General features: G+C 69.4%; 24 protein-coding genes and 1 tRNA gene. 15 read left to right on the forward strand and 10 right to left on the reverse strand.

The window, feature by feature from the left end; translation table 11 throughout:
* The first annotated feature begins 19 nt into the window (after positions 1-19).
* The 3 genes from E4V99_RS12165 to E4V99_RS12175 are packed head-to-tail and all read left to right on the forward strand — an operon-like array spanning position 20 to position 3,479.
* The gene (locus E4V99_RS12165) at positions 20-1,642 is read left to right on the forward strand and encodes an ABC transporter ATP-binding protein (protein WP_135117415.1); all 1,623 of its coding nucleotides are present in this window, start codon (positions 20-22) and stop codon (positions 1,640-1,642) included.
* Positions 1,643-1,653: 11 nt separating this feature from the next.
* On the forward strand, positions 1,654-3,177 hold the full coding sequence (locus E4V99_RS12170) for a hypothetical protein (protein WP_245233172.1): 1,524 nt from the start codon (positions 1,654-1,656) through the stop codon (positions 3,175-3,177).
* A gap of 35 nt (positions 3,178-3,212) precedes the next feature.
* The gene (locus E4V99_RS12175; RefSeq protein ID WP_135067488.1) at positions 3,213-3,479 is read left to right on the forward strand and encodes a DUF3039 domain-containing protein; all 267 of its coding nucleotides are present in this window, start codon (positions 3,213-3,215) and stop codon (positions 3,477-3,479) included.
* Here E4V99_RS12175 and E4V99_RS12180 read toward each other — a convergent pair.
* Positions 3,470-4,813, reverse strand: coding sequence for a nicotinate phosphoribosyltransferase (locus E4V99_RS12180; RefSeq protein WP_135117417.1), 1,344 nt, complete (start codon positions 4,811-4,813; stop codon positions 3,470-3,472). The two genes, E4V99_RS12175 and E4V99_RS12180, sit on opposite strands and share 10 nt — an antisense overlap.
* Positions 4,814-4,870: 57 nt before the next feature.
* Between E4V99_RS12180 and murI the strand changes: the two genes are divergently transcribed.
* The 5 genes from murI to E4V99_RS12205 all read left to right on the forward strand — a co-directional run bounded on the left by murI (position 4,871) and on the right by E4V99_RS12205 (position 8,974).
* On the forward strand, positions 4,871-5,689 hold the full coding sequence (murI, locus tag E4V99_RS12185; RefSeq protein WP_135117418.1) for a glutamate racemase: 819 nt from the start codon (positions 4,871-4,873) through the stop codon (positions 5,687-5,689).
* A gap of 78 nt (positions 5,690-5,767) precedes the next feature.
* Entirely contained in the window at positions 5,768-6,502 is a 735-nt protein-coding gene (gene rph, locus E4V99_RS12190) for a ribonuclease PH (RefSeq protein WP_135067484.1), read from the forward strand.
* A gap of 3 nt (positions 6,503-6,505) precedes the next feature.
* On the forward strand, positions 6,506-7,105 hold the full coding sequence (gene rdgB / locus E4V99_RS12195; RefSeq protein WP_135067483.1) for an RdgB/HAM1 family non-canonical purine NTP pyrophosphatase: 600 nt from the start codon (positions 6,506-6,508) through the stop codon (positions 7,103-7,105).
* 165 nt (positions 7,106-7,270) lie between these two features.
* The gene (locus E4V99_RS12200) at positions 7,271-7,672 is read left to right on the forward strand and encodes a hypothetical protein (RefSeq protein WP_135117419.1); all 402 of its coding nucleotides are present in this window, start codon (positions 7,271-7,273) and stop codon (positions 7,670-7,672) included.
* A gap of 120 nt (positions 7,673-7,792) precedes the next feature.
* Positions 7,793-8,974 carry a DUF4145 domain-containing protein gene (locus E4V99_RS12205; RefSeq protein ID WP_280790886.1) on the forward strand — a complete coding sequence of 394 codons (1,182 nt, stop codon included), beginning with the start codon at positions 7,793-7,795 and terminating at the stop codon, positions 8,972-8,974.
* 9 nt (positions 8,975-8,983) lie between these two features.
* Here the strand turns inward: E4V99_RS12205 and E4V99_RS12210 are convergent, their stop codons facing one another.
* Positions 8,984-9,394: a recombinase family protein gene (locus E4V99_RS12210; protein ID WP_245233173.1), complete on the reverse strand. Its 411-nt coding sequence runs from the start codon at positions 9,392-9,394 to the stop codon at positions 8,984-8,986.
* A gap of 4 nt (positions 9,395-9,398) precedes the next feature.
* Positions 9,399-9,755 (reverse strand): hypothetical protein, encoded by a 357-nt coding sequence (locus E4V99_RS18645; protein ID WP_245233174.1) that lies wholly within the window; start codon positions 9,753-9,755, stop codon positions 9,399-9,401.
* Between the two features lie 195 nt (positions 9,756-9,950).
* On the opposite strand from E4V99_RS18645, the gene E4V99_RS12215 reads away from it, so the two are divergent.
* On the forward strand, positions 9,951-10,865 hold the full coding sequence (locus E4V99_RS12215; protein ID WP_135117422.1) for a cation diffusion facilitator family transporter: 915 nt from the start codon (positions 9,951-9,953) through the stop codon (positions 10,863-10,865).
* A gap of 3 nt (positions 10,866-10,868) precedes the next feature.
* Here the strand turns inward: E4V99_RS12215 and E4V99_RS12220 are convergent, their stop codons facing one another.
* The gene (locus E4V99_RS12220) at positions 10,869-13,418 is read right to left on the reverse strand and encodes an ATP-dependent DNA ligase (RefSeq protein ID WP_135117423.1); all 2,550 of its coding nucleotides are present in this window, start codon (positions 13,416-13,418) and stop codon (positions 10,869-10,871) included.
* A gap of 67 nt (positions 13,419-13,485) precedes the next feature.
* Here E4V99_RS12220 and E4V99_RS12225 point away from each other — a divergent pair, with 67 nt between their 5' ends.
* Positions 13,486-14,481 carry a Ku protein gene (locus tag E4V99_RS12225; protein WP_135117424.1) on the forward strand — a complete coding sequence of 332 codons (996 nt, stop codon included), beginning with the start codon at positions 13,486-13,488 and terminating at the stop codon, positions 14,479-14,481.
* A gap of 3 nt (positions 14,482-14,484) precedes the next feature.
* Here E4V99_RS12225 and E4V99_RS12230 read toward each other — a convergent pair whose 3' ends face one another.
* From E4V99_RS12230 to E4V99_RS12250, 5 genes are all read right to left on the reverse strand, one after another.
* Positions 14,485-15,252 carry a VTT domain-containing protein gene (locus tag E4V99_RS12230; RefSeq protein WP_135117951.1) on the reverse strand — a complete coding sequence of 256 codons (768 nt, stop codon included), beginning with the start codon at positions 15,250-15,252 and terminating at the stop codon, positions 14,485-14,487.
* Between the two features lie 55 nt (positions 15,253-15,307).
* Positions 15,308-15,389, reverse strand: a tRNA-Leu gene (locus E4V99_RS12235).
* Positions 15,390-15,458: 69 nt separating this feature from the next.
* On the reverse strand, positions 15,459-16,292 hold the full coding sequence (locus E4V99_RS12240; protein WP_209305628.1) for a carbohydrate ABC transporter permease: 834 nt from the start codon (positions 16,290-16,292) through the stop codon (positions 15,459-15,461).
* Positions 16,289-17,266, reverse strand: coding sequence for a sugar ABC transporter permease (locus E4V99_RS12245; protein ID WP_135117425.1), 978 nt, complete (start codon positions 17,264-17,266; stop codon positions 16,289-16,291). The genes E4V99_RS12240 and E4V99_RS12245 overlap by 4 nt, the downstream gene beginning before the upstream one ends.
* 2 nt (positions 17,267-17,268) lie before the next feature.
* A complete protein-coding gene (locus E4V99_RS12250; protein ID WP_135117426.1) occupies positions 17,269-18,558 on the reverse strand; it encodes an ABC transporter substrate-binding protein in 1,290 nt (429 codons plus the stop codon).
* A 120-nt stretch (positions 18,559-18,678) separates the two neighbouring features.
* On the opposite strand from E4V99_RS12250, the gene E4V99_RS12255 reads away from it, so the two are divergent.
* Genes E4V99_RS12255 through E4V99_RS12265 form a run of 3 tightly spaced genes read left to right on the forward strand, consistent with a single transcriptional unit; the run spans position 18,679 to position 24,675 of the window.
* Positions 18,679-19,713 (forward strand): LacI family DNA-binding transcriptional regulator, encoded by a 1,035-nt coding sequence (locus E4V99_RS12255; RefSeq protein WP_135117427.1) that lies wholly within the window; start codon positions 18,679-18,681, stop codon positions 19,711-19,713.
* A 43-nt stretch (positions 19,714-19,756) separates the two neighbouring features.
* The gene (locus E4V99_RS12260) at positions 19,757-21,565 is read left to right on the forward strand and encodes a glycoside hydrolase family 2 TIM barrel-domain containing protein (protein ID WP_135117428.1); all 1,809 of its coding nucleotides are present in this window, start codon (positions 19,757-19,759) and stop codon (positions 21,563-21,565) included.
* Between the two features lie 5 nt (positions 21,566-21,570).
* Positions 21,571-24,675: a GH92 family glycosyl hydrolase gene (locus tag E4V99_RS12265; protein ID WP_135117429.1), complete on the forward strand. Its 3,105-nt coding sequence runs from the start codon at positions 21,571-21,573 to the stop codon at positions 24,673-24,675.
* Between the two features lie 25 nt (positions 24,676-24,700).
* On the opposite strand, the gene E4V99_RS12270 is transcribed toward E4V99_RS12265, so the two are convergent.
* Positions 24,701-25,018: a PAAR domain-containing protein gene (locus E4V99_RS12270; RefSeq protein WP_205805749.1), complete on the reverse strand. Its 318-nt coding sequence runs from the start codon at positions 25,016-25,018 to the stop codon at positions 24,701-24,703.
* A gap of 219 nt (positions 25,019-25,237) precedes the next feature.
* On the opposite strand from E4V99_RS12270, the gene E4V99_RS12275 reads away from it, so the two are divergent.
* Positions 25,238-25,864, forward strand: coding sequence for a response regulator transcription factor (locus E4V99_RS12275; protein WP_240742671.1), 627 nt, complete (start codon positions 25,238-25,240; stop codon positions 25,862-25,864).
* A 165-nt stretch (positions 25,865-26,029) separates the two neighbouring features.
* The gene (locus tag E4V99_RS12280; protein ID WP_245233175.1) at positions 26,030-26,698 is read left to right on the forward strand and encodes a DUF4255 domain-containing protein; all 669 of its coding nucleotides are present in this window, start codon (positions 26,030-26,032) and stop codon (positions 26,696-26,698) included.
* The last annotated feature ends 1 nt before the right edge of the window (position 26,699 follow it).

Here is a 26,699-nt window from a genome sequence, read left to right on the forward strand (position 1 = left end):
GACTTGCTAGTTTGGGACGATGACAGCTTCGCTGCCGCTGCCTGACGATTCGCCCCCGGACGTCGATGGGGAAATCGACACGGAGGCGGCTTCGAAGAACGCGCCGTTCCCCGCCGTGACACCCCCCGTCGCGGTGGTCGCCGAGCCTCGGGAGAGGGCGGAGACCCCTGCCGCCGCGGGCGCGGAGGAGCAGCCGATCAGCCCCACGGCGGCGACCAAGCCGAGTGCCGCGAAGCCCGCTGCAGACAAGAAGCCCGCCGCGAAGAAGCCGGCGGTGAAGAAACCTGCAGGCAAGGCTCCTGCGGCCAAGAAAGCCGCGGCCAAGAAGCCCGCAGCCCAGCAGCCGGCGGCGAAGAAGGTCACGGCGGAGAAGCCTGCGCAGAAGCCCGCTGCGAGCAGACCGCGCTCCACCGCCGCCCGCGCCGTCGTCGACGGCGGGGTGGGTGCGAAGGTCGGCGCGGTCCCGCCGCCGTTGCCCGGTCCGCCCCCGCCGCTGCCGGGCCCGCCGCCCCCGCTACCTGGACCGCCGGCAGTGCCGGATGGGCTGGTCATCCCGCCGCGTCCGCCACTGCCGCCGGTCCCGTCCGTGCCGGCGGCCGACATCCCGTCGGTCGCCCCCGAGCCCCCCGCCGTGGAGCCCGAGCCTGCCGCCGTGGAGCCCGAGCCTGCCGTCGCCGAGCCGGAGCCCGATCCGGTCGTGGAGCTCGAACAGCTCGTGGCCGACCGGGAGACCGAGCCCGAGACCCCGGCGGCGTCAGAACCCGCGCCGACTCAGGTTCTGACCGCGGATGTGCCGGGCGGCGAGCCCGCCGTCGACGCGAACGCGTCGGAGACCCTGCTGGTCACCCTGGACCCCGCCCCGGAGACCGGCGCCGACGCCGCGGTGCCCGCACTCGCCCTCGAGGGCGTGACGAAGACCTTCGGCGGCACGCGGGCCGTCGACCGGATCGACCTCACCGTTCCGGCCGGGTCGTTCTACGGGATCGTCGGCCCCAACGGAGCGGGCAAGACGACGACCCTGTCGATGATCGCCGGTCTCCTGCGCCCCGACGAGGGTGTGATCACGGTCAACGGCATCGACGCGCGCACTCGTTCGACGCAGGCCAAGCGTGCCATGGGCGTCCTGCCCGATCGGCTGCGCACGTTCGACCGTCTGACCGGCCGGCAGTTGCTGTATTACTACGGTGTGCTGCGGGGCCTGCCCTCGGCGGTCGTGGAGAGCAGGATCGTCGACCTCGCGCGCGCGTTCGACCTCGTCGACGCGCTCGGGCGGTCGGTGTCGGACTACTCCACCGGCATGACCAAGAAGGTCATGCTGGCCGGAGCCATGATCCACTCCCCGCGCCTACTGGTGCTGGACGAGCCGTTCGAATCGGTGGATCCCGTCTCCAGCGCGGTCATCCTCGACATCCTCTCGGCCTACGTCGCCCATGGCGGCACCGTGATCCTCTCCAGCCACGGCATGGAGCTGGTCGAGCGCGTCTGCAGCCGCGTCGCGGTGCTCGTGGCCGGCCAGGTGCTCGCCGAGGGCACGATTGACGAGGTGCGCGGTGCCGGCACCCTTCAGGAGCGCTTCCTCGAGCTGGCCGGCGGAGCGGGCGATGTGGAGGGCCTGGAGTGGTTGCACGCCTTCTCCGATTGAGGCTGGCCTCGATGCTCGGCCTCCTGCGAGGCGAGCGCCGTGACGTGATCCGACTGAGCGTGGGCCTGGTCCTCCTGGCAGCCGCGACGGCCGTCGCATGCGTCGCGATCCTGAGCCTCGGCGACGCGACCCCCGCGGAGGCGCGCGTCGTGACGGTGCTGGGCGGATCGGCGATCACGCTCGGCTTCGCGGTGGCACCCCTCGTGCTCGGCGCCGCCGACCCCCTGGACCCGCGGCGTTTCGCGGTGCTCGGTCTGCCGCCGGGGCCCCTGTCGGCGGGACTGGTCGTCGCGGGTCTGATCAGCGTCCCCATCGCCGTCGTGCTCGCCCTGGCGGTGTGCGCGGCGGTGATGTGGGACTCTCACGGCGCCTCGCCCGCCCTGGGCGCGGCATCCGTCGTGCTCGCCGTGCTCACCTGCACCCTCCTTGCCCGCGTCGGCGAAGCCGTCGCCGCGCTCGTGGTGCGCGAACGACGCTCGAGAGAGCTGACCGGCGTCTTCCTCGTCGCCGTTCTCGTGGTGATCGTCCCGGTGGGAGTGTTCCTCGCATCCCTCGAGTGGGGCGCCGCGGTGCCCGTCGAGCTGCGGGGGGCGGCCGACGCGTTCGCCCTGACGCCCCTCGGAGCCGCGTGGGCGCTGCCGTCCGCCTCCGGAGGCGCAGTCGCAGCGCTGCTGGCGATCGCGGTCACCACGGTGGTGGCCCTGGCTGCCCTGTGGGTCGCGCTCGTGCAGCGGATGCTCTCTCACGTGGAACGCCCCGCCGCGGTGCGCGAGCGTGGGGGACTGGGCTGGTTCGCCGTGGCGCCGGGCACCCCGGGCGGCGCGGTCGCGGCCCGCAGCCTCGTGTACTGGCTGCGCGACCGGCGCTACCGCGTGAACATCCTGGTCGTGCCGGTGGCGGCGGTGCTCACCGTCGTGCCCCTCCTGATCGCCGGCGTGCCGTTGCCGATCGCCGCTCTCGTGCCCGTGCCGATCATGGCCCTGTTCTTCGGATGGCTGCCGCACAACGACGTCGCGTACGACTCCACCGCGGTGTGGATGCACCTGGCCAGCGGCATGCGCGGTCGCGCCGACCGGCTCGGCCGGCTCGTGCCGATCGTGCTGATCGCGCTGCCGCTGCTGTCGATCGCCGTGTCGGTCGCCTCAGCGCTGCACGGGCGGTGGGCGGTGCTGCCCGCGCTGGCCGGCGTGAGCGCATCGCTGTTCCTGTCGGGTCTGGGGCTGTCCAGCATCGCGTCCGCCGCAGCCCCGTACGCCGTCTCCCACCCCGGCGACAGCCCGTTCCAGCAGCCTCAGCGCACGGATTCGCGTGGCGCCATGTCGCAGGCGCTTGTGATGATCGGTGCCATCGTGCTGAGCGCGCCTGCGCTGTGGTGGGCCTGGCTCGCCGTCACAGGCGACCTCTCCTACGCCACCGCTGCACTGTGGGGCGGGCTGGTGACGGGAGCGCTCGTCCTGGTCGTGGGCGTCGCGATCGGGGCCGTCGTCTTCGAGCGGCGGGGCGATCGCATCATGGAGTTCGCGGAGGCCTCCTGACCGACCCCGCGTGCGCGCCGCTACACTGGCACATCATGAGCACGCCACTGGACCAGCCCGATCCGGGCGGAGTCGCCACCCTCGACCGCGAGCTCGAAGAGCTCATCCGCGAAGAGAGCGTCGAGCCGGGCGACCACGAGCGGTTCTCGCACTACGTCAAGAAGGACAAGATCCTCGAGTCCGCCCTCACCGGCAAGCCGGTGCGCGCGTTGTGCGGCAAGAAGTGGACGCCGGGCCGCGATCCGGAGAAGTTCCCCGTCTGCCCGACGTGCAAAGAGATCTACGAGTCGCTTCAGACCTGACCGGTCACCTCGGCCGCCTCGGTGAACACCGTCGGCAGCGCCGGATCGGAGCGGCTGAGCGCCAGCGCGCGCACCGGCAGCTCCTCCCGCACTCGCAGGTGATGCGCGCGCGCCGCAGCGACGCCGGCCGGGCCCTCGGCGCTCGCGTCGATGTCGCCCCGGACGACCAGCGGAACCTGAAGGGCGCGGGCGTCGGGGTGAGCCGCGGCGTCGTCGAGCTCTTCGTATCCGTCGGACACGACGACGAGTTCGCTCGTGGCCACGCCGTCCTCCCGCGTGCGGAAGGCGGCCTTCCGGCCGCCGCGCGAGGCCTTGTCGGTGGAGGCCTTCGCGACGCCGATCCACGCGCCGGCGTCGTCCTGGCGGGCGACGAGCTTGAAGACCATGCCGGCGGTGGGGCTTCCTGAGCCGGTGACGACCGACGTACCGACCCCGTAGGAGTCCACGGGCGACGCGGCGAGGGCGGCGATGGCGAACTCGTCCAGGTCGCTCGTGACCGTGATGCGGGTGCCGGTGGCGCCGAGGGAATCCAGCTGCGCGCGCACGTCGGCGGCGACGGTGGGCAGATCCCCGGAATCGATGCGGACTCCGCCGAGGCTCGTGCCGGCCACGCGCACGGCGATCTCCACGCCGGCGCGGATGTCGAAGGTGTCCACGAGCAGCGTCGTGTCGGTGCCGAGCGCCTCGATCTGCGAGCGGAAGGCGTCCTCCTCGGTGTCATGCAGGAGCGTCCACGCGTGGGCTGCCGTCCCCATCGTGGGGATGCCCCACCGCCGGCCGGCGGCGAGGTTGCTCGTGGCGTTGAACCCGGCGATGTACGCGGCGCGCGCCGCGGCGATCGCGGAGTCCTCACCCGCGCGGCGGGAGCCCATCTCGGCGAGGGGGCGGTCGCCGGCCGCCACGCTCATGCGGGCCGCCGCCGACGCGATCGCCGAGTCGTGGTTGAGCACCGACAGGACGAGCGTCTCCAGCACGACCGCTTCCGCGAACGTGCCCTCCACGGTGAGGATCGGCGAGCCCGGGAAGTACAGCTCCCCTTCGCGGTATCCGGTCAGCGTGCCGGTGAAGCGGTAACCGGCGAGATAGTCGAGCGTCTCGGCATCGACGATCTTCTCGTCGCGGAGGAACCGCAGTTCGTCGTCGCCGAAGCGGAAGTCGCGGAGGAGGGTGAGGAGGCGGCCGGTGCCGGCCACCACGCCGAAGCGGCGGGCACCGGGAAGGCGCCGGCCGAACACCTCGAAGACGCACCGGCGCTGCGCGGTGCCGTCGCGCAGGGCGGCGTCCAGCATCGTCAGCTCGTACCGATCGGTGTGCAGGGCGGAGCTCGCGGTCATGCCGTCACCCTATCCACGGATCCGGCGCCCAGGCGCACGCGGGTAGGGTGGTTTCTCGTGGATGACGCGCCCATCGGGATCTTCGACTCGGGGGTCGGTGGACTCACCGTCGCACGTGCGGTCTCGGCCCTGCTGCCCCGCGAATCCCTCCTCTACGTGGGTGACACCGCGCGCTCCCCGTACGGGCCCAAGCCCATCGCCGACGTGCGCCGGTACTCCCTCGAGGTGCTGGATTCCCTCGTCGAGCAGGGCGTGAAGATGCTCGTCATCGCGTGCAACACGGCGTCGTCGGCGATGCTGCGCGACGCACGCGAGCGCTACGACGTGCCCGTGGTGGAAGTGATCGGCCCCGCCGTGCGGACGGCGATGTCGACCACGCGCAACGGCCGCATCGGCGTCATCGGCACGGAGGGCACGATCTCATCCGGCGCCTACCAGGACATGCTCGAGGTCAACGAGCGTCTCACCGTGTTCGCCCAGGCCTGCCCGCGCTTCGTGGAGTTCGTCGAAGCCGGCGTCACCGATTCACCCGAAGTGCTGGCCGTCGCCGAGGAGTACCTCGCGCCGCTCCGCCACGCCGGCGTGGACACGCTCGTGCTCGGCTGCACGCACTACCCGTTCCTGGAGGGGGCGATCAGCTACGTCATGGGTCCGGACGTGAGCCTGGTCTCCAGCGACACCGAGACCGCCAAGGACGTCTATCGCCAGCTGGTGGGCCGCGACCTGCTCGCTGGAGCGGACGCCGTGGCATCCCACGTGTACGAGGCCACCGGAGCCTCGGTCGACGACTTCGTCCGCCTGGCGCACCGCCTGATGGGCCGCGAGGTGCGCGACGTGCAGCTCGTGCAGACCGGCGCGATCGAGATTCCGCGCTGAGGCGCACCCTTCCCTCCGCTGCGGGAGATCGACCCGAACGCCCGCAGAAGAGGGAGACACCCGAATGAAAGGCATCCCATGACCGACATCACCCGCGCAGACGGCCGCGCCGTCGACCAGCTGCGTCCCGTCACGATCGAGCGGAACTGGTCCAGCCACGCCGAGGGCTCGGCGCTCATCAGCTTCGGCGGAACGCGCGTGCTGTGCACCGCCTCGTTCACGAACGGCGTGCCGCGCTGGCTCACCGGCAAGGGCAAGGGATGGGTCACCGCCGAATATGCGATGCTGCCGCGCGCGACGAACGACCGCAACGACCGCGAGAGCATCAAGGGCCGCGTCGGGGGACGCACGCACGAGATCTCGCGCCTGATCGGACGCGCTCTCCGCGCCGTCGTGGACACCAAGGCGCTCGGTGAGAACACCATTGTGCTGGACTGCGACGTGCTGCAGGCCGACGGTGGCACCCGCACCGCCGCGATCACCGGCGCGTACGTCGCGCTGGCGGACGCGATCGCGTGGGGCAAGGAGCGCAAGTTCATCGCCCAGCGCTCCGAAGTGCTGCACGACTCCGTCGCGGCCGTGTCGGTGGGCATCATCGACGGCACCCCGATGCTCGACCTCGCGTACGTGGAGGACGTGCGTGCCGAGACCGACATGAACGTCGTGGTCACCGGGCGCGGGCTCTTCGTCGAGGTGCAGGGCACCGCGGAGGGAGCGCCGTTCGACAAGCGCGAGCTCGACCGGCTGCTCGAGCTGGGCGTGGCCGGATGCGCCGGCCTGCGTGACGCCCAGGCCGCCGCCCTGGCGGGCTGAGCGATGGCCGGACAGGTCGTCCTCGCCACGCACAACGCCCACAAGGTGGAGGAGTTCCGGGCCATCGTCACCGCCGTGCGCCCCGACCTCGAAGTCATCGGCTACGACGGGCCGGAGCCCGTCGAAGACGGCGTGACCTTTGCGCAGAACGCGCTCATCAAGGCGCGTGCCGCAGCCGCCCACACGGGGCTCCCGGCGCTTGCGGATGACTCCGGCCTGTGCGTGGACGTGCTGGGCGGCTCGCCCGGCGTCTTCTCGGCGTACTGGGCGGGGCACGCGAAGGATGCCGCGGCCAACCTGACGCTCCTGCTCGACCAGCTCTCCGACGTCGCCGACCCGCACCGCACGGCGCACTTCGTCTCCACGATCGCGCTCGTGCGGCCCGGGGGCGGCGAAGACACCGTCGAGGGCCGGTGGTCCGGGCGTCTTGCCACGGCGGCATCCGGCGAGGGGGGATTCGGCTACGACCCCATCTTCATCCCGGACGGGCAGGAGCCCGGCGCCGAGCGCACGGTCGGGGAGTGGTCGGCCGCGGAGAAGAACGCGGTGTCGCACCGTGCGCGGGCCTTCGCGGCGCTCGTGCCGCTGCTGGAGCGCATCTGAGCGCGACCGAGAATCGTTCTCGTTCCCGACTGGGTGTCGATCGCCATCGTTTCCAGGAACGAAGGCGACTCCCTGCGGGATCAAGTTAACACGTGCGCGCCGTTTTGGGCATGAGATGGGCACGCACCTGAACGACGACGAGATGGTGGACGTAACCTGATGGCCATGCACCAGGAGCTGGCCCCGGAGGTGGAGGCGCGGATGCGGCCCACCTGGAAGATCGTGGACGAGGCCATCCGCACCGACCTCGGCGTCGTGATCGAGATAGCGAATCTGGCGCGTCGAGCAAGCGTCGATGTGGAGCGTCAACGCATCCAACGGGAATGGGAGCAAGCTGAGCGTGCACGTGCCCGTGAGGAGCTGGCGGCAGTCAAGCGAGCGGAGCGTGCACGTGCTCGTGAGGAACGGGATCGTGCCTGTGTTGAGCGCGAGGAGCTAGAGCGAGCTGAGGAGACCTCAGACAGCCGCTGTGCGGCCCGTGGAAGTGCGCAAGGGCTGTCCAACACTGACGCCAGGGCTCCCGCTGCATTTCGGCATAGCGGGCGCGAACTTTCGAACCGCTGCTAAGCGCTGTGCCTGCATGTCGACGCGAAGCCGTAGTGTTTGGGCCACCCAGGTGATTGTGAGGGGGTTTTCTTGGACGCGCAGCATGATGATCGTCTCTGGAGGAACGAACGGGTTGCGTTCTTGGCTGGCTCTCGTGTCTCATCCAGCACGCGGGGCCAATACGACATGGCGCTGCGCAAGTACTCAGGATGGTGCGACTCGCTGGGATACGCGCCGCTTCGCATCGAGCCGGCTGAAATATACGAGTATCGCGTGCACCTGGAGCGGATCAACAAGCCGTCGACAGTATCCGGTCAGCTCACTATCGTTCGCGCCTTCTACCGCTTTCTCGTACAGCGAGGCGTTCTCACGCGCAGCCCTGCTGAGGACATCGTTCCGTCTGTCCCGACAGCAGCCGCTCGCCAGTACCCAGACACCGAACAACTACGCACGCTGTGGGAAGTCTGCAAGCGAGATGATGAGCGAGCGATCGTTGGGCTACTAGGGCTGTGCGGGCTGAAGTCGAACGAACTTCGCGAGGCCGACGTTCGCGATATAAGTGAGGCCGACGGCGTAACGCTCCTGCGTTTGCCTGGACGGGCCAAGTCCGGGCTTCGCCCGTTCGTTCCATTGTGCGAGCCACTCGCGGTTGTCGTCAGCCGACTCGCAGAAGTGCGCGGCGCAGGCGCACTAGTGCGCAGTAAATGGGACACGACGTTCACTCGCCACACACTGTTGAGGTCTACTCAGCGCATCGGAATGCGAGCGGGTTTGGAGTACGCACTGACGCCCCAGCACCTGACCGCTAGTCTCCGAGCAATCGGAATCGAGCGAGGCTACGGCTACGCCGAAATCGTTCGATCAATCGGCGAGATTGAGGCCCGTCGCTTGACCAAGTGGGTTGCCCAGCACGCTAGCTCCATGGATGATCACCCGGCGCTGCGCCTCGGACGTACAGTCCTCGGATCTGGGTCGGAATCAGCGCAACATCTCCACTTCGCGGATGAGATACTCCGGCGAACCGACGCACACCCGGCCGCCGCTGCTGCTCACGCAGGCGCAGTCGTGGAACGGCACCTCCGTGTTCTCATGACTTCGCGGAACTTCGCGCTTCCCAGCAGCCCCAAGCTCAGTGCCTACGGCGCGGCACTGAAACAGCGGGACGTGATCGATAATCGTGCGCTTCAACTGCTGAATCGGATGCAGGACATGCGCAACGCCGCCGCGCACGGTCGCTTCGACGAGGTCAGTGGCGAGGACGCTCGGTGGCTAATCAATAACGCACGGCTACTCATAGGCGCGTATCCGGTCGACGGCAAATAGAGGACCGCCCTAGTTGGCCGCGGCGATGTAGCGGTAGACGGTCGGGACGCTGACGCCCAGCGTGCGGGCGATGTCGGCGGCTTTCTCGCCCTCGTCGGAGAGTCGGACGTCGAGTGCCGCTTTCTTGTCGTCCAGGGCACGGGGACGGCCTCCAACACGGCCCTGAGCTTTCGCCTCGGCGAGACCGGCGCGGGTCCGGCGCTGGATGAACCGGCGTTCCATCTGCGCGAAGATCGCGAGGATGCTCATCATCGCCTCGCCCATGTCGGTGGACGTGTCCATCGCGTCGGCGATGCTGCGCACGTAGATGCCACGGGCGCGGAGGTCGCTCATCGTGAGGATGACATGCCCGGCATCGCGGTCCAGGCGGTCCAGCTCGGAGACGACGACGACATCGCCCTCGCTCAGGTTGGACAGCATCCGATCAAACTCGGGGCGGCTGCGCTTGGCGCCGCTCTGCGCGTGGTCGACGTAGAGCGCGGCGGTTGATCCCCTCGCCGTGGAGGGCGTGCTGCCGTTCGTAGTAGCTCGTGGGCGCGTAGCCGGTGATCTCGCCAGGCCGACGGCTCCACAGGTGCTGCTTCGCGTAGTTGTCGAAGCGCGTCTGACTTTTCGGGTCATAGTCCTCCTCGGCCAGGGCCTCCAGCTCGGCGAGCCTCATGGCCTGCGCCTGCGGAGCCTTGCGGAGGCTGGTGTGGACGCCCGCGCTGTAGTGCTTGCCGTCCGGGCCGGTCACGCGGCCCTGCCACTTCTCACTCGGAAGCTGTCTCGGATTCTCCATCTGATTCCCCGTCCTGTTTCCTGCTGTACGTCGCAGGAAGGGGGTTCAGATACCTTCGGTTGGGGCACAACTTTGGACACACGTGCCCGCGGCGGCCCGCGATCCTTTGGGAACACTTGTGAGATCGAATCTCGTTCTCGTTCCCGACTGGGCGAAAGCGGCGCGCGGGCCCTGGCCCCGGCCTAGCCTGGGAGCATGCACGATCACGCGCCCGGGATCCGCGGGGCGAGCAATCGCCGCCTGCTGGCGATCTCGCTCGCGATCACGGCGCTCGTCATGGTCGTGCAGATCGTCGGCGCCGCCCTGTCCGGCTCCCTCGCCCTGCTCGCCGACGCCGCGCACATGTTCACCGACGCCGCAGCGCTCGTGATCGCCCTCGTGGCCAGCACGCTCGCCGCCCGGCCCGCGAATGACCGGCGCACCTTCGGCTACCGGCGCGCGGAGGTGTTCGGTGCCCTCGTCAACGGGGTGATCCTCCTCGCCCTGTCGGCGTGGGTCGCGGTCGAGGCGATCCTGCGCCTCATCGACCCGGGTGAGACCGAGATCGTCGGCGGCCTCATGCTCGCCGTCGCGGTGGCGGGGCTCGTCGCCAATGCCGTCTCGATGTGGCTGCTCAGCAGCGCGCAGCGGCACAGCATCAACGTGCGCGGCGCCTACCTGGAGGTGCTCGGAGACCTGCTCGGCTCGGCGGCCGTCATCGTCGCGGCCATCGTGATCGTCGTGACCGGATGGGCGCCGGCGGATGCCGTGGCCTCGCTGCTGATCGCCGCCATGATCGTGCCGCGTGCGGTGGGCCTCCTCCGCGAAGTGGGATCGGTGCTGTGGGAATCGACGCCCGACGGCATGCACGTGCAGGAGATCCGCGACCACATCCTGGGCACCCCCGGCGTCGTCGGCGTGCATGACGTGCACGTGTGGCAGCTGACGCGCGGTGCACCGGTGTTCAGCGCGCACGTCGTCGTGGACGAGGAGTGCCTGCGCAGCCAAGGATCCGGACGCGTCCTGTCGTCGCTGCAGGGCTGCCTGTCGGAACACTTCGACGTCGCGCACTCCACGTTCCAGCTCGAGCCGGCCGGGCACGTCGAGCACGACGACGCGCGCCACGCGTGAGGCTCACGACTCCCTGACCACCTCGTCCGGGGTCTTGTCGGGCCGCAGGCCCCGCCAGCGGGCGTGACGCAGGATGCCGCCCGGGGTGAACTCGGCGAACTCCACCTCGCCGACCAGGTCGGGTCGCACCCACAGCGCGTCGCTGGCGTCCGGGCGCGGGACGTCGACGAAGGGGTTCTCGTCGGTGCGGAGCGGAGTCAGCCGAGCCTCCAGCTGCGCGAGCGTGGCCTCGCTGAAGCCCGACCCGACGCGCCCGGCGTAGTGCAGGCCCTCGTCGCCCGGCAGCCCCAGGAGAAGGGACCCGATGGTTCCGCTGCGCCCGCCCTTGCCCGGGCGGACGCCGCCGATGACGACCTCCTGCGTGCGGGTGAGCTTGACCTTGAGCCACTGCTCCGTGCGCTCGCCGCGGCGGTACGGCGACGCGGGGTCTTTCACGACGATGCCCTCCAGCCCGAGACTGCGACTGGCCGCGAGCGCGGCATCGACGTCGTCGAACACGGGAGGGAGCACGACCGGCCCGGACGCGCCGGCGGCAAGCTTCTCCAAGGCCCGGCGGCGCTCGCTCAGCGGCCGGGAGGCCAGATCGCGGCGGCCGAGTGCGAGAACGTCGAAGAGGAAGAGCTTCACCGGCGTGCGCGGCGCCTCTCGGGCGATCTCGCGAGGCTTCTCCAGATTCATCCGGGCCTGCAGGAGCGGGAAGCTCGGCCGCCCCTGCCCGTCCAAGGCGACGACCTCGCCGTCGAGGACCGCGGTTCCGCGGCCGAGCCCCAGGTCGACGGTGCTCAGCTCGGGGTATTTCGCGGTGATGTCGTTGCCGCTGCGGGCGCGCAGGTGCAGCCGCCGCCCGTCCCACACTCCGATCGCGCGGATGCCGTCCCACTTCGCCTCCACCCACGCGTCACCCGCGCCCGACCAGCGCCGCGCGGCCTGGCGTGCGATCCCCGGTGTCGCCGTGGTGGCGAGCATCGGCCGCAGCTCGGCGCGCGGCGGGATCCTGGCGGCGTCGGCGTCGGCGTCGGACAGTGACGGGCGGGCGTCGTCGGCGTCGGCGGGCGGATCGGTGTCGCCATCAGCGGCCGCGTGGTGGGTGAGTGCAGGCGCGGCGTCGTCGGCATCGGTGGGGACGACGGCGGCACCGTCGGCCTGCGGGTGGCCCGCGGCATCCGTCTTCATGCGGTGCAGCAGCCACGTCGACTTCTCACCGCTCCCGTCGGTGCGGATGAGGGCGAGGCGCACGCGCCCGAGCGGACCGCCCGGTCGGCTCTCGAGGGTGAAGATCACCTCGTCGTCGCGCCACTTCTCCAGCTCGTACCGGCCCTCGTCCCAGATCGTCATGGAGCCCGCGCCGTACTGACCGGCGGGGATCGTGCCGGCGAACGTCGCGTACTCCATGGGATGGTCTTCGGTCTGCACCGCCAGGTTGTTGCGCGCGGTGGTGGATGGCACGCCCTTGGGCACGGCCCAGCTGGCCAGCACCCCGTCGCGCTCCAGACGCAGATCCCAGTGCAGCCGGGTGGCATGGTGCTCCTGGATCACGAAGCGCGGCAGGCCCCCGGATGCGGCGGCGCCGGCGGGGTTGGCTGGCACCGGCTCGGGGGTGGCGCCGGCGGTGCGCTTGGCGATGTACTGGCCCAGCGGGCCGTCCTCCGCCGTGCGCGCGCCGGCGGTGAACCCGAGCTCCGCCATCGGGTCGCCGAAGGCCTCGACCCGCTCCAGCACCTCGGAGAACAGGAGGTGACGCAGCTCCGGGTCGTCGAGTTCCTCCCACGTGCGGGGCGCGGCGACGGTGGGGTGCGCGCGTCCGCGCAGCGAGAACGGCGCGATGGTGGTCTTGGCGCCGTTGTTCTGGCTCCAGTCGATGAACACCTTGCCGGGCCGGGCGGACTTGGCCATCTGGCTGACGACGAGGTCGGGGGAGTCGGCCTCGATCGCGCGGGCCAGCTCCTTCGCGAACGCCGTGATCGCGTCGCTGGACTGCTCGCCGGGGAGCGGCGCGTACAGGTGGATGCCCTTGCTGCCGCTGGTGACGGGGTAGGGCTCCATGCCCATGCCGGAGAGGATGGCGCGCGCCTGCCGGGCGACCTCGGCGCACTCGGCGAGCCCGACCCCGGGGCCGGGGTCGAGGTCGAGGACGAGGCGGTCGGGGTTGCCGCGCTCGCCGTCGGGCGCGAACCGCCACTGCGGCACGTGCAGTTCCAGGCTCGCGACCTGCGCGAGGTAGACGAGAGTGGGCACGTCCCCCACGAGCGGGTAGTCCTTGGGGCCGGAGGAGTGCGGGATCGCTCGGCGCTGCACCCACGACGGCGCACCGGCCTCGAGGTCTTTCGCGAAGAACGACATGCCGGGGTCATCCGCCGTGCCGACGCCGTCGGGCCAGCGCTTGCGCGTGACCGGTCGTCCCGTGACATGCGGGATGAGCACGGGGGCGATGCGGGTGTAGTAGGCGATGACCTCGCCCTTGGTGGTGCCGGTGTCGGGGTAGAGCACCTTGTCGAGGTTGGTGATGCGCAGTCGCCGGCCCTCGATGCGCACCGTCTGTTCACCCGCCGCCATGGCACCACCGTAGCGGCGCGGATGCAAGGGGTTTCGGGGATTGCTGTGACAGGTGTTCACTGGTGGGATGAGGGCGATCTGGAAAGGTGCGCTGACCTTCGGGCTCGTGAACGTGCCGGTCAAGGTGTATTCCGCAACCGAGGACCACGACGTGCCGCTGCATCAGGTGCACAACAAAGACGGTGGACGCATCCGCTATCAGCGCATCTGCGAAGTCGACGGCGAGGTCGTGCCGTACTCCGACATCGACCGCGCCTATGACGACGGCGAGCGCACGGTGGTTCTCACCAAGGAAGACCTGGAGTCCCTGCCCTCCGAGCGCAGCCGCGAGATCGACGTGGTCGAGTTCGTGCCCAGCGATCAGGTCGACCTGCTCACCCTGGATCGCGCGTACTACCTTGAGCCCGACTCCGCCTCGCCCAAGGCCTACGTGCTGCTGCGGCGGACGCTGGAGGATACCGACCGTACCGCGATTGTCCGGTTCTCGCTGCGGCAGAAGACGCGGCTCGCCGCGCTGCGCGTGCGCGGGGACGTCCTCGTGCTGCAGACGCTCCTGTGGGCCGACGAGGTTCGGGAAGCGGCGTTCCCGTCGCTGGATGAGTCGGTGCGGATCTCGTCGAAGGAACTGGAGATGTCGGCCGCGTTGGTCGACAGCTTCGCGAAGGACTTCGACCCGGAGGAGTTCACCGACGAGTACCAGGCGGAGCTGCGCACCCTCATCGACGCCAAGCTCGAGCAGGGCGACGCGCTGGACACGGCTGCGACCTTCGGCGAGGAGGAGGAAGCCGACTCCGGCGGCGAGGTCATCGACCTCATGGAGGCCCTGCGCGCGAGCGTGGAGCGCAGCCGGGCCGCGCGGGACGGCACGGGGGAGTCGGCGAGCAAGAAGTCGGGCTCCGCGTCATCCGATTCGTCGAAGTCCGCATCATCCGGCAAGACGTCGACGGCCAAGAGCAAGCCCGCGTCGAAGTCCTCGACGTCCAAGGGTTCGACGGCGAAGAGTTCTGCGACGAAGAGCTCGGCGTCGAAGACGCCCGCGAAGAAGACCGCGAAGGCCTCCTGAGGCTCAGCCCTTCGGGGCGTCAGGGGAGTGCGGCTGCTCGAACGTGTCGGTGTCGAGGGCGAGCGAGCGTGCCTCGGCGGCATCCGTCTCCGGGTCACCGCCGTGCGGGGCCCGCTTGGCGGCGGCGCGCTCGCGGAAGTAGTGGAACGCGACGAACCCGACGGTGCCGATGACGGCGACGAGCAGGATCACGTCGATGTACTCCGCCACGAAGTCGCCCACACCGGGGATGAGTCCGATGCCGTAGCCGAGCACCGTCAGCCCGAAGCCCCAGATGAGCGCGCCGATGAGGTTGTAGAGGGTGTACTTCCACTTGTTCATGTGGCCCACTCCCGCCGCGATCGGCGCGAACGTGCGCACGATCGGGACGAAGCGGGCGAGGATGACGGTCAGCCCGCCGAACCGCTCGAAGAACGCGTTGGTGCGCTCGACGTTCTTGACGCTGAACAGTCCGGATTCCTTGCGTTCGAAGATCGCCGGGCCGGCCTTGTGCCCGATCAGGTAGCCGACCTCACCGCCGACGAAGGCGGCCAGGCCGATCAGGAGCCCCACGAACCAGACGTTGATGCCGAAGACACCGTCCGGCGCGACCGCCGAGGGGTGCGAGAGCAGGCCGGCCATGATCAGCAGCGTGTCGCCGGGGAGGAGGAATCCGACCAGCAGTCCGGTCTCGGCGAAGATGATGAGGCACACCACGAGCAGCGCCCACGGCCCGGCGGCCGTGATGATCGTCTCAGGGTCGAGCCAGGGGATGAGCGCGGCGTCGGTGATCACGGAATGTCCCGTCGTTTCGGTCGGCGGAGAGGGCGGGTACAGAGCGTCCCCGTGCGGAAGGTGGGACTTGAACCCACACGCCCGGAGGCACAGGAACCTAAATCCTGCGTGTCTGCCAATTCCACCACTCCCGCGAGTGGGTTCAGTCTAGGCGAGCCCTGTGACACCCACAGGGGGGATAACCCCCACCGTCGACCGAGCGGTCACCCCTTCAGCCCCACGTTGGCGACGCTCTCCACGATCTTCCGCTGGGCGAGGACGAAGACGACCAGCACGGGGACCGCGGAGATGACGGACCCGGCCATGGCTGCGGGCAGGTTCCCGAGATGCGCGGACTGCAGCAGGGGGAGGCCCGCCGTGAGGGTCAGGTTGTTGGTGTCGAAGATCACGTACGTCGGCCACAGGAGATCGTTCCAGGCCCCCAAGAAGCTCAGGACGAGCAGGGTCGACAGAGCGCCCTGCGCCTGCGGCAGCATCACCGAGATGAAGATGCGCCACTGATTGGCTCCATCGATGGATGCCGCCTCCTCCAGTTCTTTGGGCAGGCCGGCGAAGAACCCGCTGAGGAAGATCACCCCGAACGCCCCGCCGAGGGACGGCAGGATGAGGGCCGGAAGCGTGTCGAGCAGACCGAGACGGTCGACGGTGACGAAGTTGGGGATCAGGAAGACGAAGCCGGGAACGAAGAGGGTGGCGACCAGGACACCGAACACGAGCCCGCGCCCGCGGAACCGCATACGGGTCAGGGCGAACGCGGCCAATGCGGCGAACACGACGGAGAGCACTGCCGACGTGGTGGAGACGATCACGCTGTTCATGAACCATCGCAGGACCGGCGTCGGCCCCTCGAAGGACAGCAGTGGCAGGTACGACGCGAAGGTCGGGGCTTCCGGAATCAGCGACGCGTTGGTCTGGACTTCGAACGGCGATTTGAACGACGCCGACAGCAACGACAGCAGCGGCATCACGATGGCGAGCGCGAGAAGGGTCAGCCCGACATAGGACACGACGTTCGCGAGGCGCGGCGTGGATCTCACGAGTCTTTCCTTCCGCGGCCCGAGGTGAGCCAGAAATTGATCATGCTGACGACCACCAGGATGATTCCCAGGAGGTAGCCCATCGCGGACGCAACCCCCATACGCGACTGAGTCAGCCCGGACTCGGCGATGTACATGATCGCGGTGCGCGTCGAGTTCGATGGACCGCCGAGGGTCATGATGTAGGGCTGTCCGAACAGGTTCGCCGAGGCTAGGACGGTCAGGACGATGATCAGCGCCGTGACCGTGCGGAGACCGGGGAGCGTGATGAAGCGGAAGACCTGCCGGGAGTTCGCTCCGTCCAGCGCTGCCGCTTCGTACTGGTCCGCGGGGATGTTCTGCAGCCCCGCGAGGAAGACGATCGTGTTGAAGCCGAGCGTCCACCACACCGTGGCGACGAGGATCGACACCCAGGCCCCGGGCTGTGTCTGCAACCACGACACCGCCGGCAATCCCAGCGCCTTGAGGATCGCGTTCACGGGACCGAACTGAGCGTCCAGCAGGTACCGCCAGAGAAGCCCGATCACCGATACCGAGAGCACGTACGGGGCGAAGAAGATCGCACGATAGACGGTGCGCCCCCGGAACTTCCGGTTCAGTGCGAGGGCGACCAGGAGCGGCAGAACGACCAGCGGAACCACGCTGATCAGTACGAAGAGGCCCGTGTTGCCGAGCGACTGCCACCATCCGTCGAAATCACGTGTGCCCGGCGTGAACAGGTCGATGTAGTTCTGCAACCCGACCCAGGGTTGCACCGGGAAGTTGTAGTCGTAGTTGTGGAGGCTGATCCAGACCCCGAAGACGGAGGGGAACGCGACGAACAACCCGAAGAACAGCAGGAACGGGGCGAGGAACAGCCAGGGCGTGTACCAGGCGAACCGTCGGATGGGGCGCGAGGACTTGCCGGTGTCCCCGCGTCGGGGGCTCACGGGTTCGGACTCGCGCGCCCCCACCGCGGGCAGGACGGATGCCATGGTCAGTAGCCGTACTTCTGCCTGTTGTCCTCGATGATGGCGTTCGTCTGTTCCGCCGCCTTGTCGAGCGCCTCCTGCGGGTCTGCACCCGACGTCATCACCTCGTTGATCGCGTCCGTCAGCGGGGTCAGCGAGCTCTCCAGTCCGGGGTAGAGCGGGTTGAACGCGATGTCCTCGATCTGCGCGGCGAACGGCTGCAGCATCGTCAGCTCCTGCTCGGCGCTCTCGCGGACGCTCTTGCGTGCCGGAACCTGATTCGCATGCGCCCACTCGAGCGAGTTCTGCGACAGGTAGTTCACGAAGTAGGCCGCGGCCGCCGTCTTGTTCTCGTCACCCTCCGCCTGCGTGGTGATGGTGAGCTGATGCGAGCTGCCCCACACACCCGGCTGGTCGCCGACCTGGGGGACCTCTGCGGCCATGAAGTCCACCTCGGCCAGGGCCGGGTCGCCGAGGTGCCAGATGCCGAACAAGCCCATCGCGTTCTCGCCCGCGAGGAAGGCCTTCCACGGGTCGTCCACGTTCTCCGGGCTGTACCCGTCGTCGATCAGGGACCGCTGCCAGGCGAGCGCCTCGACGCCGGCGGCGGAGTTGAACGTCGCTTCGGTGCCGTCCTCGCTGAACTCGCTGCCCCCGAACTGGGAGAGGAACGTGCGGAAGCCCCACTCGTCTGAGGTGGGTTGCCAGAATCCCTGGATGCCGGCGGCCTTGAACGCGTCGAGCTGTGCGATCAACTCGTCCTTGTCGGTGGGTGCAACGGGGTCAAGCCCCGCCTCGGCGTAAACCTCCTTGTTGATGAAGAGCCCGTACATGTGCTGATCGAGCGGGATCGAGTATCGGCGATCGTCGTACTCAGCCGCGTCCCACACGTTCTCCGCGAAGTCATCGCCGGTCAGGTCGAGGGCTTCGACGACGTTGTCGATCGCGAGCAGATTTCCCTGCGCGACCTGCGAAGCCACGTTCTGGACATGGATCACGGCGACATCCGGTCCCTTGTCGGCCCTGATCGCCGTCCCGATCTTCCCGTACAGATCGCTGCCGGGCATCGAGGTCGCCGTGACCGTGATCGACTCCTGCGACTCGTTGAACTCGTCCACCATCGTCTGGAAGTGCGGCCCGTCCGCGCCGGTGAAGGGATTCCAGACCGTCAGCGCGACATCGGGACCGTCATAGCTGTCTCCGCTGACGGTCACTTCCGCGCCGGTGCCGGCGGACTGCCCGCTGCACGACGAGAGCGCGAACGCCAGGACGGTCACTGCGGCGACGGTCGTCGCGTGTCCTCTCGTGAACTTCATTGCTTCTCCTTTGAAGGTCGGCCCGGGGGATCCGCGACCACGTCACACCGGTGAGTTTAGAGCGCTACAAACCGCTGTCAAGGCGGGCGCTAGAATTCAGCACCTAGGGGAGGAGTCCGGATGCGTGGGCTACGGCTGCAGGACGTCGCGGATAAGGCGGGGGTATCGGTCTCGACGGTGTCGAACGTCGTGCGGGACCGACCGCACGTGTCGGCGAAGATGCGCCACAAGGTCCAGACGGCGATCGACGAGCTCGGCTATCGCCCCAATCGGGTCGCCCGGCAGCTGGCCACCGGCAGGACCGGGTTCATCGCGCTGGCGTTCATGCAGATCACGAATCCGTACTTCGCGGAGCTGGGACAGATGATGTCGCGCGTGGCCGAACGGGCCGGGTACCGCGTGCTGTTCGAGGAGACCGGGGCCTCCCTGGAGGCGGAGCGCGAACTGCTGACGGACCTGGACTCCAGCCTGGTCGACGGCATCCTCCTGCAGCCCTCCGCCATCTCGCAGCGCGAGCTCGCCCGTACTCGCACCGACGTTCCCCTGGTCCTGCTGGGGGAGGCGTCGGCTCCGCTCACCCTCGACCATGTGATGATCGACAACGTCGCGGCGGCCCGCGAGATCACGGCTGACTTGATCGCCGCGGGGTGCCGGCGGATCGCGTTCGTCGGTCATGAGGAGACCGCGCTCAGCGAGACCTCGCGGCAGCGTCTGCTCGGCTACCAGGAGGCGCTCCAGGCGGCGGGGCTCGGCGTCGACCCGGCGCGACTCGTCGCGTTCGACGCGGCTCCCGTGGGCACCGTGCCCTCCGCCCACCTGCCCATCGGCCGTGCTCTGGACCGGGGTCTGGACGCCGACGCGCTGGTGTGCCGAGACGACCTGGTCGCCTTCGGTGCGATCCGTGCCGCTCAGGAACGCGGGCTGCGGATCCCCGCAGATCTGGCCATCACCGGGTGGGACAACACGTGGGCCAGTGCGCTCGCCTTTCCCGGCCTCACCACCGTGAGCCCGAATCTGGCGACGCTGACCTCGACCGCGTTCGGCCTGCTCGCCGAGCGGATCGATGGGTACGCCGGGGCTGGACGCCACGTCGTCACCTCCCATTCGATCGTGCGGCGGGAAAGCTCCCCGCCGCCGGCCGCCGGTGGCGAATGAGCCTCTTTGCAGCGCTACACATCATGCGGCTACGATTCGTCGCATGCCTCAAAACGATGTCCTGCCGGTTTCCCTGGCCCGCACAGACGGCGGCAGCTACCCCCGACCGCAGTTGGTCCGTGGATCCTGGACCGACCTGAGCGGGACATGGGGGTTCGCTTTCGACGAGGACGATCTCGGTGTAGGGCTCGGCTGGCATCGCGAGCCCGCGTTCGACCTCGACATCGTGGTGCCGTTCCCCCCCGAGTCCACCGCATCCGGAGTGGGAGTGACCGAGCCGCGGAGGATCTTCTGGTACCGGCGCGAGGTGTCGGCACAGGAGATCGCGGCCGCCGGTCACGAGGACGGCCGGCGGCTGCTCCTGCAGTTCGGAGCGGTTGATTACCGCTGCTCGGTGTGGCTGAACGGCGAGCTGGTGGGCAGGCACGAAGGCGGGCAGACCCCGTTCGGGATCGACATCAGCAGCGCTGTCGACGACTCCCGCGCGTCTCAGCTGCTCGTGGTCCGCGTCGAGGACGACCCGAGGGACGTCACGCAGCCGCGGGGCAAGCAGGACTGGCAGGACGATCCGCACGCCATCTACTACCACCGCACCAGTGGAATCTGGCAGCCGGTGTGGTTGGAATCCGTCCCGAGCATCTTCGTTCAGACCCTGCACTGGCGGTCGGATTTCACCGCCGCCACTGTCACCGCCCGCATCGTGCTGAACGACCGTCCGTCGACGCCGACACCCATAAGCATCGACCTGGTCAGCGACGGCACACCCCTGGCCACGGTCACGACGACCGCCACCGAGCGCGAGATCACCGTCGCTCTCCCCGTTGCCGCGATCGCCAACGGGCAGGGCTATCACGATCTGCTCTGGAGTCCGGAACGACCTCACCTCCTCGACGCCGTCGTCCGTGCCGGCGTCGACCAGGTGAGCTCCTACCTCGGGCTGCGCAGTGTGGAAGTCGACCGTGGCAGGTTCTTGCTCAACGGCAGCCCGTACTACCTGCGCTCGGTGCTCAGCCAGGGGTACTGGCCGCAGTCGCACCTCGCCGCGCCGGGCGCCGATGCGCTGCGCCGAGAGGTGGAGCTCATCAAGGAGCTCGGGTTCAACGCTGCCCGCATCCACCAGAAGTTCGAGGATCCTCGCTTCCTCTACTGGGCCGACCGTCTCGGTCTCGTCGTCTGGGGGGAGGCGCCCGCGGCATTCGCGTTCGGGCCGACCGCAGTTCAGCGCACGATCAGCGAGTGGATCGCGGCGCTCGAACGCGATTACTCCCATCCCTCGATCGTTGCGTGGGTTCCGCTCAACGAGAGCTGGGGCGTGCAGGAGATACGGCACGACCCGCAGATGGTCGAGTTCGCCCGCAGTATCGCCGCCCTGACCCGGGCGATCGACCCGACCCGGCCCGTCGTGAGCAACGACGGCTGGGAGCAGGTCGACACCGACATCATCGCCATCCACGACTACGAGTGGCAGGCCGACGTCATCGCCGCCCGTTACGCGGATCGACCGGCAATCGATCGGATGCTCGAAACCCTCGGGCCCGCGGGGCGCCGCCTGGTCCTCGCCGGCGACGTCGACGACAAGCCGGTGATGCTGACCGAATTCGGTGGAGTCTCGTATGACACGTCGCAGCAGGCGGGCGCGTGGGGGTACTCCACCGCATCGTCGCCGGACGACCTCGCCGAACGGATGGGCGCGATCTTCGCCGGGGTCCACGCCAGCGGAGTGCTCGCGGGGTTCTGCTACACGCAGCTCACCGACACGCTGCAGGAGACGAACGGCCTGCTGACGGCGGACAGGGAGCCGAAGTTCGCCGCCGCGCGCATCCGTGAGATCGTCACCGGCCGCCGCGGTTGATCCCGATGACCGAGACCGATCCCGGGCCCACATCGCTGACCGGGCGGGCGAGGGCAGGGTACTCGGCCCGGCGCCCCCTGCTCCTCGACGCCGAGGCAGGTGCGGTCACCGTCATCGTCGCCACCGAGCTCGTCGGGCAGCAGGTGCAACCGGACACCGAACTGGTCTGGATCGTGCTGCCGGTCGCCGGCGATGCGCCTCACGACCGGTGGCAGGCGACGGCGGTGTCGGTCGATGTGGAATTCACCGACGGAGCGCAGCTGTCCCGGATGGGGGCGGTGGATCAATACGGTGACGGCATCACCGTGCACGCACAGGGGGCGGCCCGCAAGCTCTGGCCCGATCAGTGGAACCTCCGGCGGGTGTCGCTCGAGCCTGCCGTGGGGCGCGTCATCCGCCGTGTCACCGCGTCCCTGGGCACAGTCCCCGGCGCATCGGTGCGGGCGTACCTGGACGAGGTGGGCATCCTGCCCGTGCCCGCGCCCGTCGACGACCTGGACACGGTCGACACGAGACGCGGCAGCCACTCCACCCCGACGTTCTCCCGCGGCAACACCGCGCCACTGGTCGGGCTCCCGCACGGTGGCGTCTTCGCTGTGCCCATGACCGACGCATCCGTGAGCGACTGGCCGTACTCCTGGGCGGCGCACAACCGCGCTCACGACGGCAGGCCCGCGGTACAGGCCTTCGCGACCTCGCACATCGCCAGCCCGTGGATGGGCGACCACGGCGTCTTCCAGCTCATGCCCAGCCCGCTGCGCGAGCCGGCCCTGGACCGCACGCAGCGCGCACTCGGCTTCGAGCATCGCGATGAGAAAGCGCGCCCGCACCTTTATGAGGTGGCACTGGACGGCGGAATCACCGCCGAGATCGTCCCCGACCAGTTCGCGATCGCGGCGCGGTTCAGCTTCGACGGCGGGGAAGGGTCGATCATCGTCGACCATCTCGGGGATGCCACGCTGCTGTCGCAGTCCTCGACCGCCGACGGCCGCGAACTCGACGTGCACCTCCACGCTTTCGCTGCCAAGCCCGCCTACTTCGTGCACTGCGCTTTCTCGCACGTGCACAGCAGCGACGTGCGGCAGCATGGCGACACCGTGCGCGGTCACCTCCGTCTCGCCGATGGGGCGCAGGTTGCGGAGGCGGTCGTCGGTCTGTCCACCGTCAGCCCCGCCCAGGCCCGCGAGAACGCACGACCGAGCGTGCGCTTCGCCGACCGCAAGCACGCGGCGCGGGAAGAGTGGTCGCGGATCATGGGGCTTCTCGACATCGACGCGCGCAGCGAGCAGCAGCGGGCGAGCCTCTACGGCGGCTTGTATCGTGCATTCCTCTACCCCAACTGGTACTCCGAGCCCGTCCCCGACGGCGGCTTCGCGTTCGGCTCGCCCTCCCAGCGAGGCCGGATCGAGCACGGTGCGCTCGCCGTCAACAACGGTTTCTGGGACACCTACCGCACGGCATGGCCGCTTGTGGCGCTCCTGCATCCTGGGGCGTCGGTCGCACTCGCGAACGGCTTCGTGAACCACGCTCGCGTCTCCGGCTGGACCCCGAGGTGGAGTGCTCCCGCCGCGGAGGACTGCATGACGGGGACCACCTTCGACCTCGTGTTCGCCGACCTCGCCGCGAAGGATCTGCCTGGGCTCGACCTGGCGGGCGGGTACGCCGCCGCGGTGAAAGGGGCGACGGTGCCTGCGACCGACCCCGCGGTCGGGCGCAAGGGGCTGCGGGAATCGCGGTACCTGGGATGGACGCCGACGTCCACCCACGAGGGGCTCTCCTGGTCGCTGGACAACGCGCTGAACGACTGGAGCATAGCCGTCCTCGCCGACCGGCTGCACGGTGCCGAACACTCCGCGCCGCGCCGAGAGGAACTTGCCGTCGAACGCGAGTACTTCGCGCGGCGCTCCCTCGGCTACCAGCGCGTGTTCGACCGCGAGCGGGGATTCTTCATCGGGCGCGACATCGACGGGGGCTGGCGCACGCCCTTCGACGCCCTCGAATGGGGCATCGACTACACCGAGACCCATGCCTGGGGCACCGCGTTCACCGCACCGCACGACGGCGCCGGGCTCGTCGACCTGCACGGTGGGGAAGGAGCGTTCGGCGCGCGCCTCGATGAACTGCGTGAGATCCCGGAACGGGCCAGCGAAACCAATGTGGGCCACTACGGCAGGGTCATCCACGAGATGCTCGAGGCACGCGACACCAGGATGGGGCTGCTGGCGATGTCGAACCAGCCCGCGCACCACATCCCTTTCATGTACATGTTCGCAGGCAGGCACGACGACGCCCATCGGCTCGTCAAGGAATGCCTGGACCGGCTCTTCGTCGGATCCGACTTCGGCCAGGGGTACCCCGGCGATGAGGACAACGGCGAGATGAGCGCCTGGTATCTGTTCGCATCGCTCGGCCTGTACCCCTTGGTCCCCGCCACGGGCACGTACGTGCTGGTGCCGCCGTCCGTGCGCCGCGCTGTGCTGCGTCCCTTCGGGGGCAACGAGGTTGAGATCCGGATCGTCCGCGGTGACCCCGATGATTCGTTCATCTCCTCCGTCCGCGTCGACGGGAGGGAGTGGCACGACATCAGCATCGGTCACGACGTCCTACAACGCGGCTGCCGCATCGACTTCGAGCTGTCGTCCACCCCGACGGGGTGGGCCCGACACTCTCGCCCCATCTCCTCCCGCACACTGCACGGCTTCTCGCAGCCGGTCCAGGACCTCGCGCACCCCGCGCGCGCCGACAGGACGTCTGCAGGGCTGGAAGCACTGGTCGATGACCGGGCAGCCATCCCGGTCGCGGTCGCCCCGGGTGACGCCCTGACCATTCGCTTCGCGGAGGCCGCGCCGGTGTCGATGGTCACCGTGACCGCCGACGGGCCCGGGGCGATCGACTTCGACGTCGACCTGCTCGACGAACACGGGCTCGTCGTCGCATCACGCCCCTACCGGCACGTCGCCTTCACCTGGGCGGAGCAGCTCCGCCCGCTCAGCGCGCCGCGCGTGGATGGGCCGCCCCCGTGCGGGGCCAGGTTCGTGTTCCGTGGCACCGGCACCGTACGCCAGGTGGAGGTCATCCTCGCTGACTCCGGAGCGACCGACCGCCGGTGAATTCGGCTCAGGGGCCAGGAGCGCGTCAGCCGCCGATGATCACGGTCGTGCACCCGGGCCCGGGGCCCACCGGGATCCCGTGAATCGACATATCGCCCAGTCGCGCCGCCGGACGCCCGCCGATGAGGACCGTCGCGCTGCCGGTCGCCAGCCCGTTCGGGGCGGGGGAGGCGCACACGATTCCGCCGGGGGTGCCGGCCGCGACCGCGGCCGGCATGCCGCCGATGAGGACCGCGGGGACGCCCGCCGCCGGCGTGATGGGACCGCCGATGTGCACCGTGACGCCCTCCGACAGCGGGCAAGCGGCCATGTCACCGACGCGCAGGGCAGGCCCAGTGGGCACGATCCGGCTCCTTTCTCGCGGGGGAGCAACGCCGGCCGGGTGTCACCTCCGGGGAGGGGAGCCGGTGCGGGCGACGGTACCCCAGCGTGAGGGAAAGGGGCGGGTCGCCGGTGCGGGCGTGGGGGCAATCAGCGTGCCCGTTGAGCCGGTGTTGAGTGCACGAAGAGTGCGGGGGAGCAGGCTGGGCCCGGCAGCTCGCCGACCCCCGAGGAGGAGGACATGATGTCACGTATCGCGGTCCGGGTCTTCGCCCGTGACCCTATTTCGGAGGCTGGCCTGTCCAGCCAGCTCCGTCCCCGTCCCGAGGTGCGCGTCGTTTCTCCGCGTGAGGACGAGGACCCTGAGGTGGTGCTGGTGCTCGTGGATGCCGTGGACGAGGAGTCGCTGAACACCCTGCGCTTCCTGCGCCGCAACGGTGACGCCAAGGTCATCTTGATCCCTGCCAGCCTCGATGATCAGGGTCTGGTCCGCGCGATCGAAGTGGGCGTGGTGGGGATCGTCCGGCGCGTCGAAGCCACGCCGGAGCGGCTGGTATCGGCGATCCGCTCCGCCGCCGCAGGTGAGGGCGCTGTCCCACCAGACATGCTGGGCCGCCTCCTCGAGCAGATCGGCAGGCTTCAGCGCACCGTCCTCGATCCGCGCGGGATCGCCTTCAACGGCCTGTCCGCACGCGAGGTGGAGGTCCTTCGCCTGGTCGCCGAGGGCCTCGGCACCGCGCAGATCGCGCTGCGCCTGTCGTACTCCGAACGGACGGTGAAGAACATCCTGCACGACGTGACGACGCGGTTGCAGCTGCGCAACCGGTCCCACGCGGTCGCTTACGCCCTGCGGGAGGGACTCATCTGATCACCGCGCATCGCTCTGCCCGAGAGGGCACCGCACGGTGCCCGCCGCCGTGCCCGCATTCCGCGCACGCACGACCGCGCTGTGGCGACCATGGAGGCGAGGAGGGGAGGCGCGCATGATCCGCCATGCGACCGGAACGTCGCGCGTGGGCGCGTGATCGGGGAGGTGGATGACGCCATCCGGGCGATCGTGCGCACCGACGCGATCTCCGACCCGGACGTGGACGTCGTGCTCGATGCGCCGACGACCGACTGGGCCGCGCGCCGGAACGCGCCGACCGTGGATCTGTACCTCTACGACATCCGGGAGGACACGCGCCGCCGTGAGAACGGGTTCCTGGAACGGCGGGATCCGCGCGGCATCGTGGTGGGACGAACCCCGGCGCCGCGCTATTTCAAGCTCTCCTACCTCGTGACCGCATGGACGCAGCGGCCCGATGACGAGCACCGGCTGCTGGACCAGCTCCTGCAATGCTTCCTGCGATTCGACGCGCTGCCGGACGAATTCCGCGTGGGTGGTATCGCCGACACCGGCCAACCCGTGCAGATCACGGTGGGGCTGCCACCCCCGGAGGACCGTGCGTTCGCCGATGTGTGGTCCTCCCTCGGTGGGGAGCTGAAGCCGTCACTGGACCTTGTGGTCCTCGCACCGGTGCTCCCGGGTGTGTCCCGGACCGCGGGCGCGCCGGTGACCGAGGGTGTGGGAGCGACGTTCCAGAACATGCCGGACGCGGTTGAGGAACGGCTGTTCCGAGCGGCGGCTCCGGACCCAGCGCGGTCTGCCGACATCCCGCGGACGCCCCGGGCCGCGCGTCCTCGAGACGGGCGACGCTGAC

This window comes from Microbacterium sp. dk485 (genome assembly GCF_004570445.1).
Taxonomy (GTDB): Bacteria; Actinomycetota; Actinomycetes; order Actinomycetales; family Microbacteriaceae; genus Microbacterium; species Microbacterium wangchenii.

Excerpts from the sequence above, each read along its gene's own strand:
- E4V99_RS12165 (WP_135117415.1), top strand. The coding sequence starts at position 20 with ATGACAGCTTCGCTGCCGCTGCCTGACGATTCGCCCCCGGACGTCGAT.
- E4V99_RS12170 (WP_245233172.1), top strand. The coding sequence starts at position 1,654 with ATGCTCGGCCTCCTGCGAGGCGAGCGCCGTGACGTGATCCGACTGAGC.
- E4V99_RS12175 (WP_135067488.1), top strand. The coding sequence starts at position 3,213 with ATGAGCACGCCACTGGACCAGCCCGATCCGGGCGGAGTCGCCACCCTC.
- E4V99_RS12180 (WP_135117417.1), bottom strand. The coding sequence starts at position 4,813 with ATGACCGCGAGCTCCGCCCTGCACACCGATCGGTACGAGCTGACGATG.
- rph (WP_135067484.1), top strand. The coding sequence starts at position 5,768 with ATGACCGACATCACCCGCGCAGACGGCCGCGCCGTCGACCAGCTGCGT.
- rdgB (WP_135067483.1), top strand. The coding sequence starts at position 6,506 with ATGGCCGGACAGGTCGTCCTCGCCACGCACAACGCCCACAAGGTGGAG.
- E4V99_RS12200 (WP_135117419.1), top strand. The coding sequence starts at position 7,271 with ATGCACCAGGAGCTGGCCCCGGAGGTGGAGGCGCGGATGCGGCCCACC.
- E4V99_RS12210 (WP_245233173.1), bottom strand. The coding sequence starts at position 9,394 with ATGCTGTCCAACCTGAGCGAGGGCGATGTCGTCGTCGTCTCCGAGCTG.
- E4V99_RS18645 (WP_245233174.1), bottom strand. The coding sequence starts at position 9,755 with ATGGAGAATCCGAGACAGCTTCCGAGTGAGAAGTGGCAGGGCCGCGTG.
- E4V99_RS12215 (WP_135117422.1), top strand. The coding sequence starts at position 9,951 with ATGCACGATCACGCGCCCGGGATCCGCGGGGCGAGCAATCGCCGCCTG.
- E4V99_RS12220 (WP_135117423.1), bottom strand. The coding sequence starts at position 13,418 with ATGGCGGCGGGTGAACAGACGGTGCGCATCGAGGGCCGGCGACTGCGC.
- E4V99_RS12225 (WP_135117424.1), top strand. The coding sequence starts at position 13,486 with ATGAGGGCGATCTGGAAAGGTGCGCTGACCTTCGGGCTCGTGAACGTG.
- E4V99_RS12245 (WP_135117425.1), bottom strand. The coding sequence starts at position 17,266 with ATGGCATCCGTCCTGCCCGCGGTGGGGGCGCGCGAGTCCGAACCCGTG.
- E4V99_RS12250 (WP_135117426.1), bottom strand. The coding sequence starts at position 18,558 with ATGAAGTTCACGAGAGGACACGCGACGACCGTCGCCGCAGTGACCGTC.
- E4V99_RS12255 (WP_135117427.1), top strand. The coding sequence starts at position 18,679 with ATGCGTGGGCTACGGCTGCAGGACGTCGCGGATAAGGCGGGGGTATCG.
- E4V99_RS12260 (WP_135117428.1), top strand. The coding sequence starts at position 19,757 with ATGCCTCAAAACGATGTCCTGCCGGTTTCCCTGGCCCGCACAGACGGC.
- E4V99_RS12265 (WP_135117429.1), top strand. The coding sequence starts at position 21,571 with ATGACCGAGACCGATCCCGGGCCCACATCGCTGACCGGGCGGGCGAGG.
- E4V99_RS12275 (WP_240742671.1), top strand. The coding sequence starts at position 25,238 with ATGATGTCACGTATCGCGGTCCGGGTCTTCGCCCGTGACCCTATTTCG.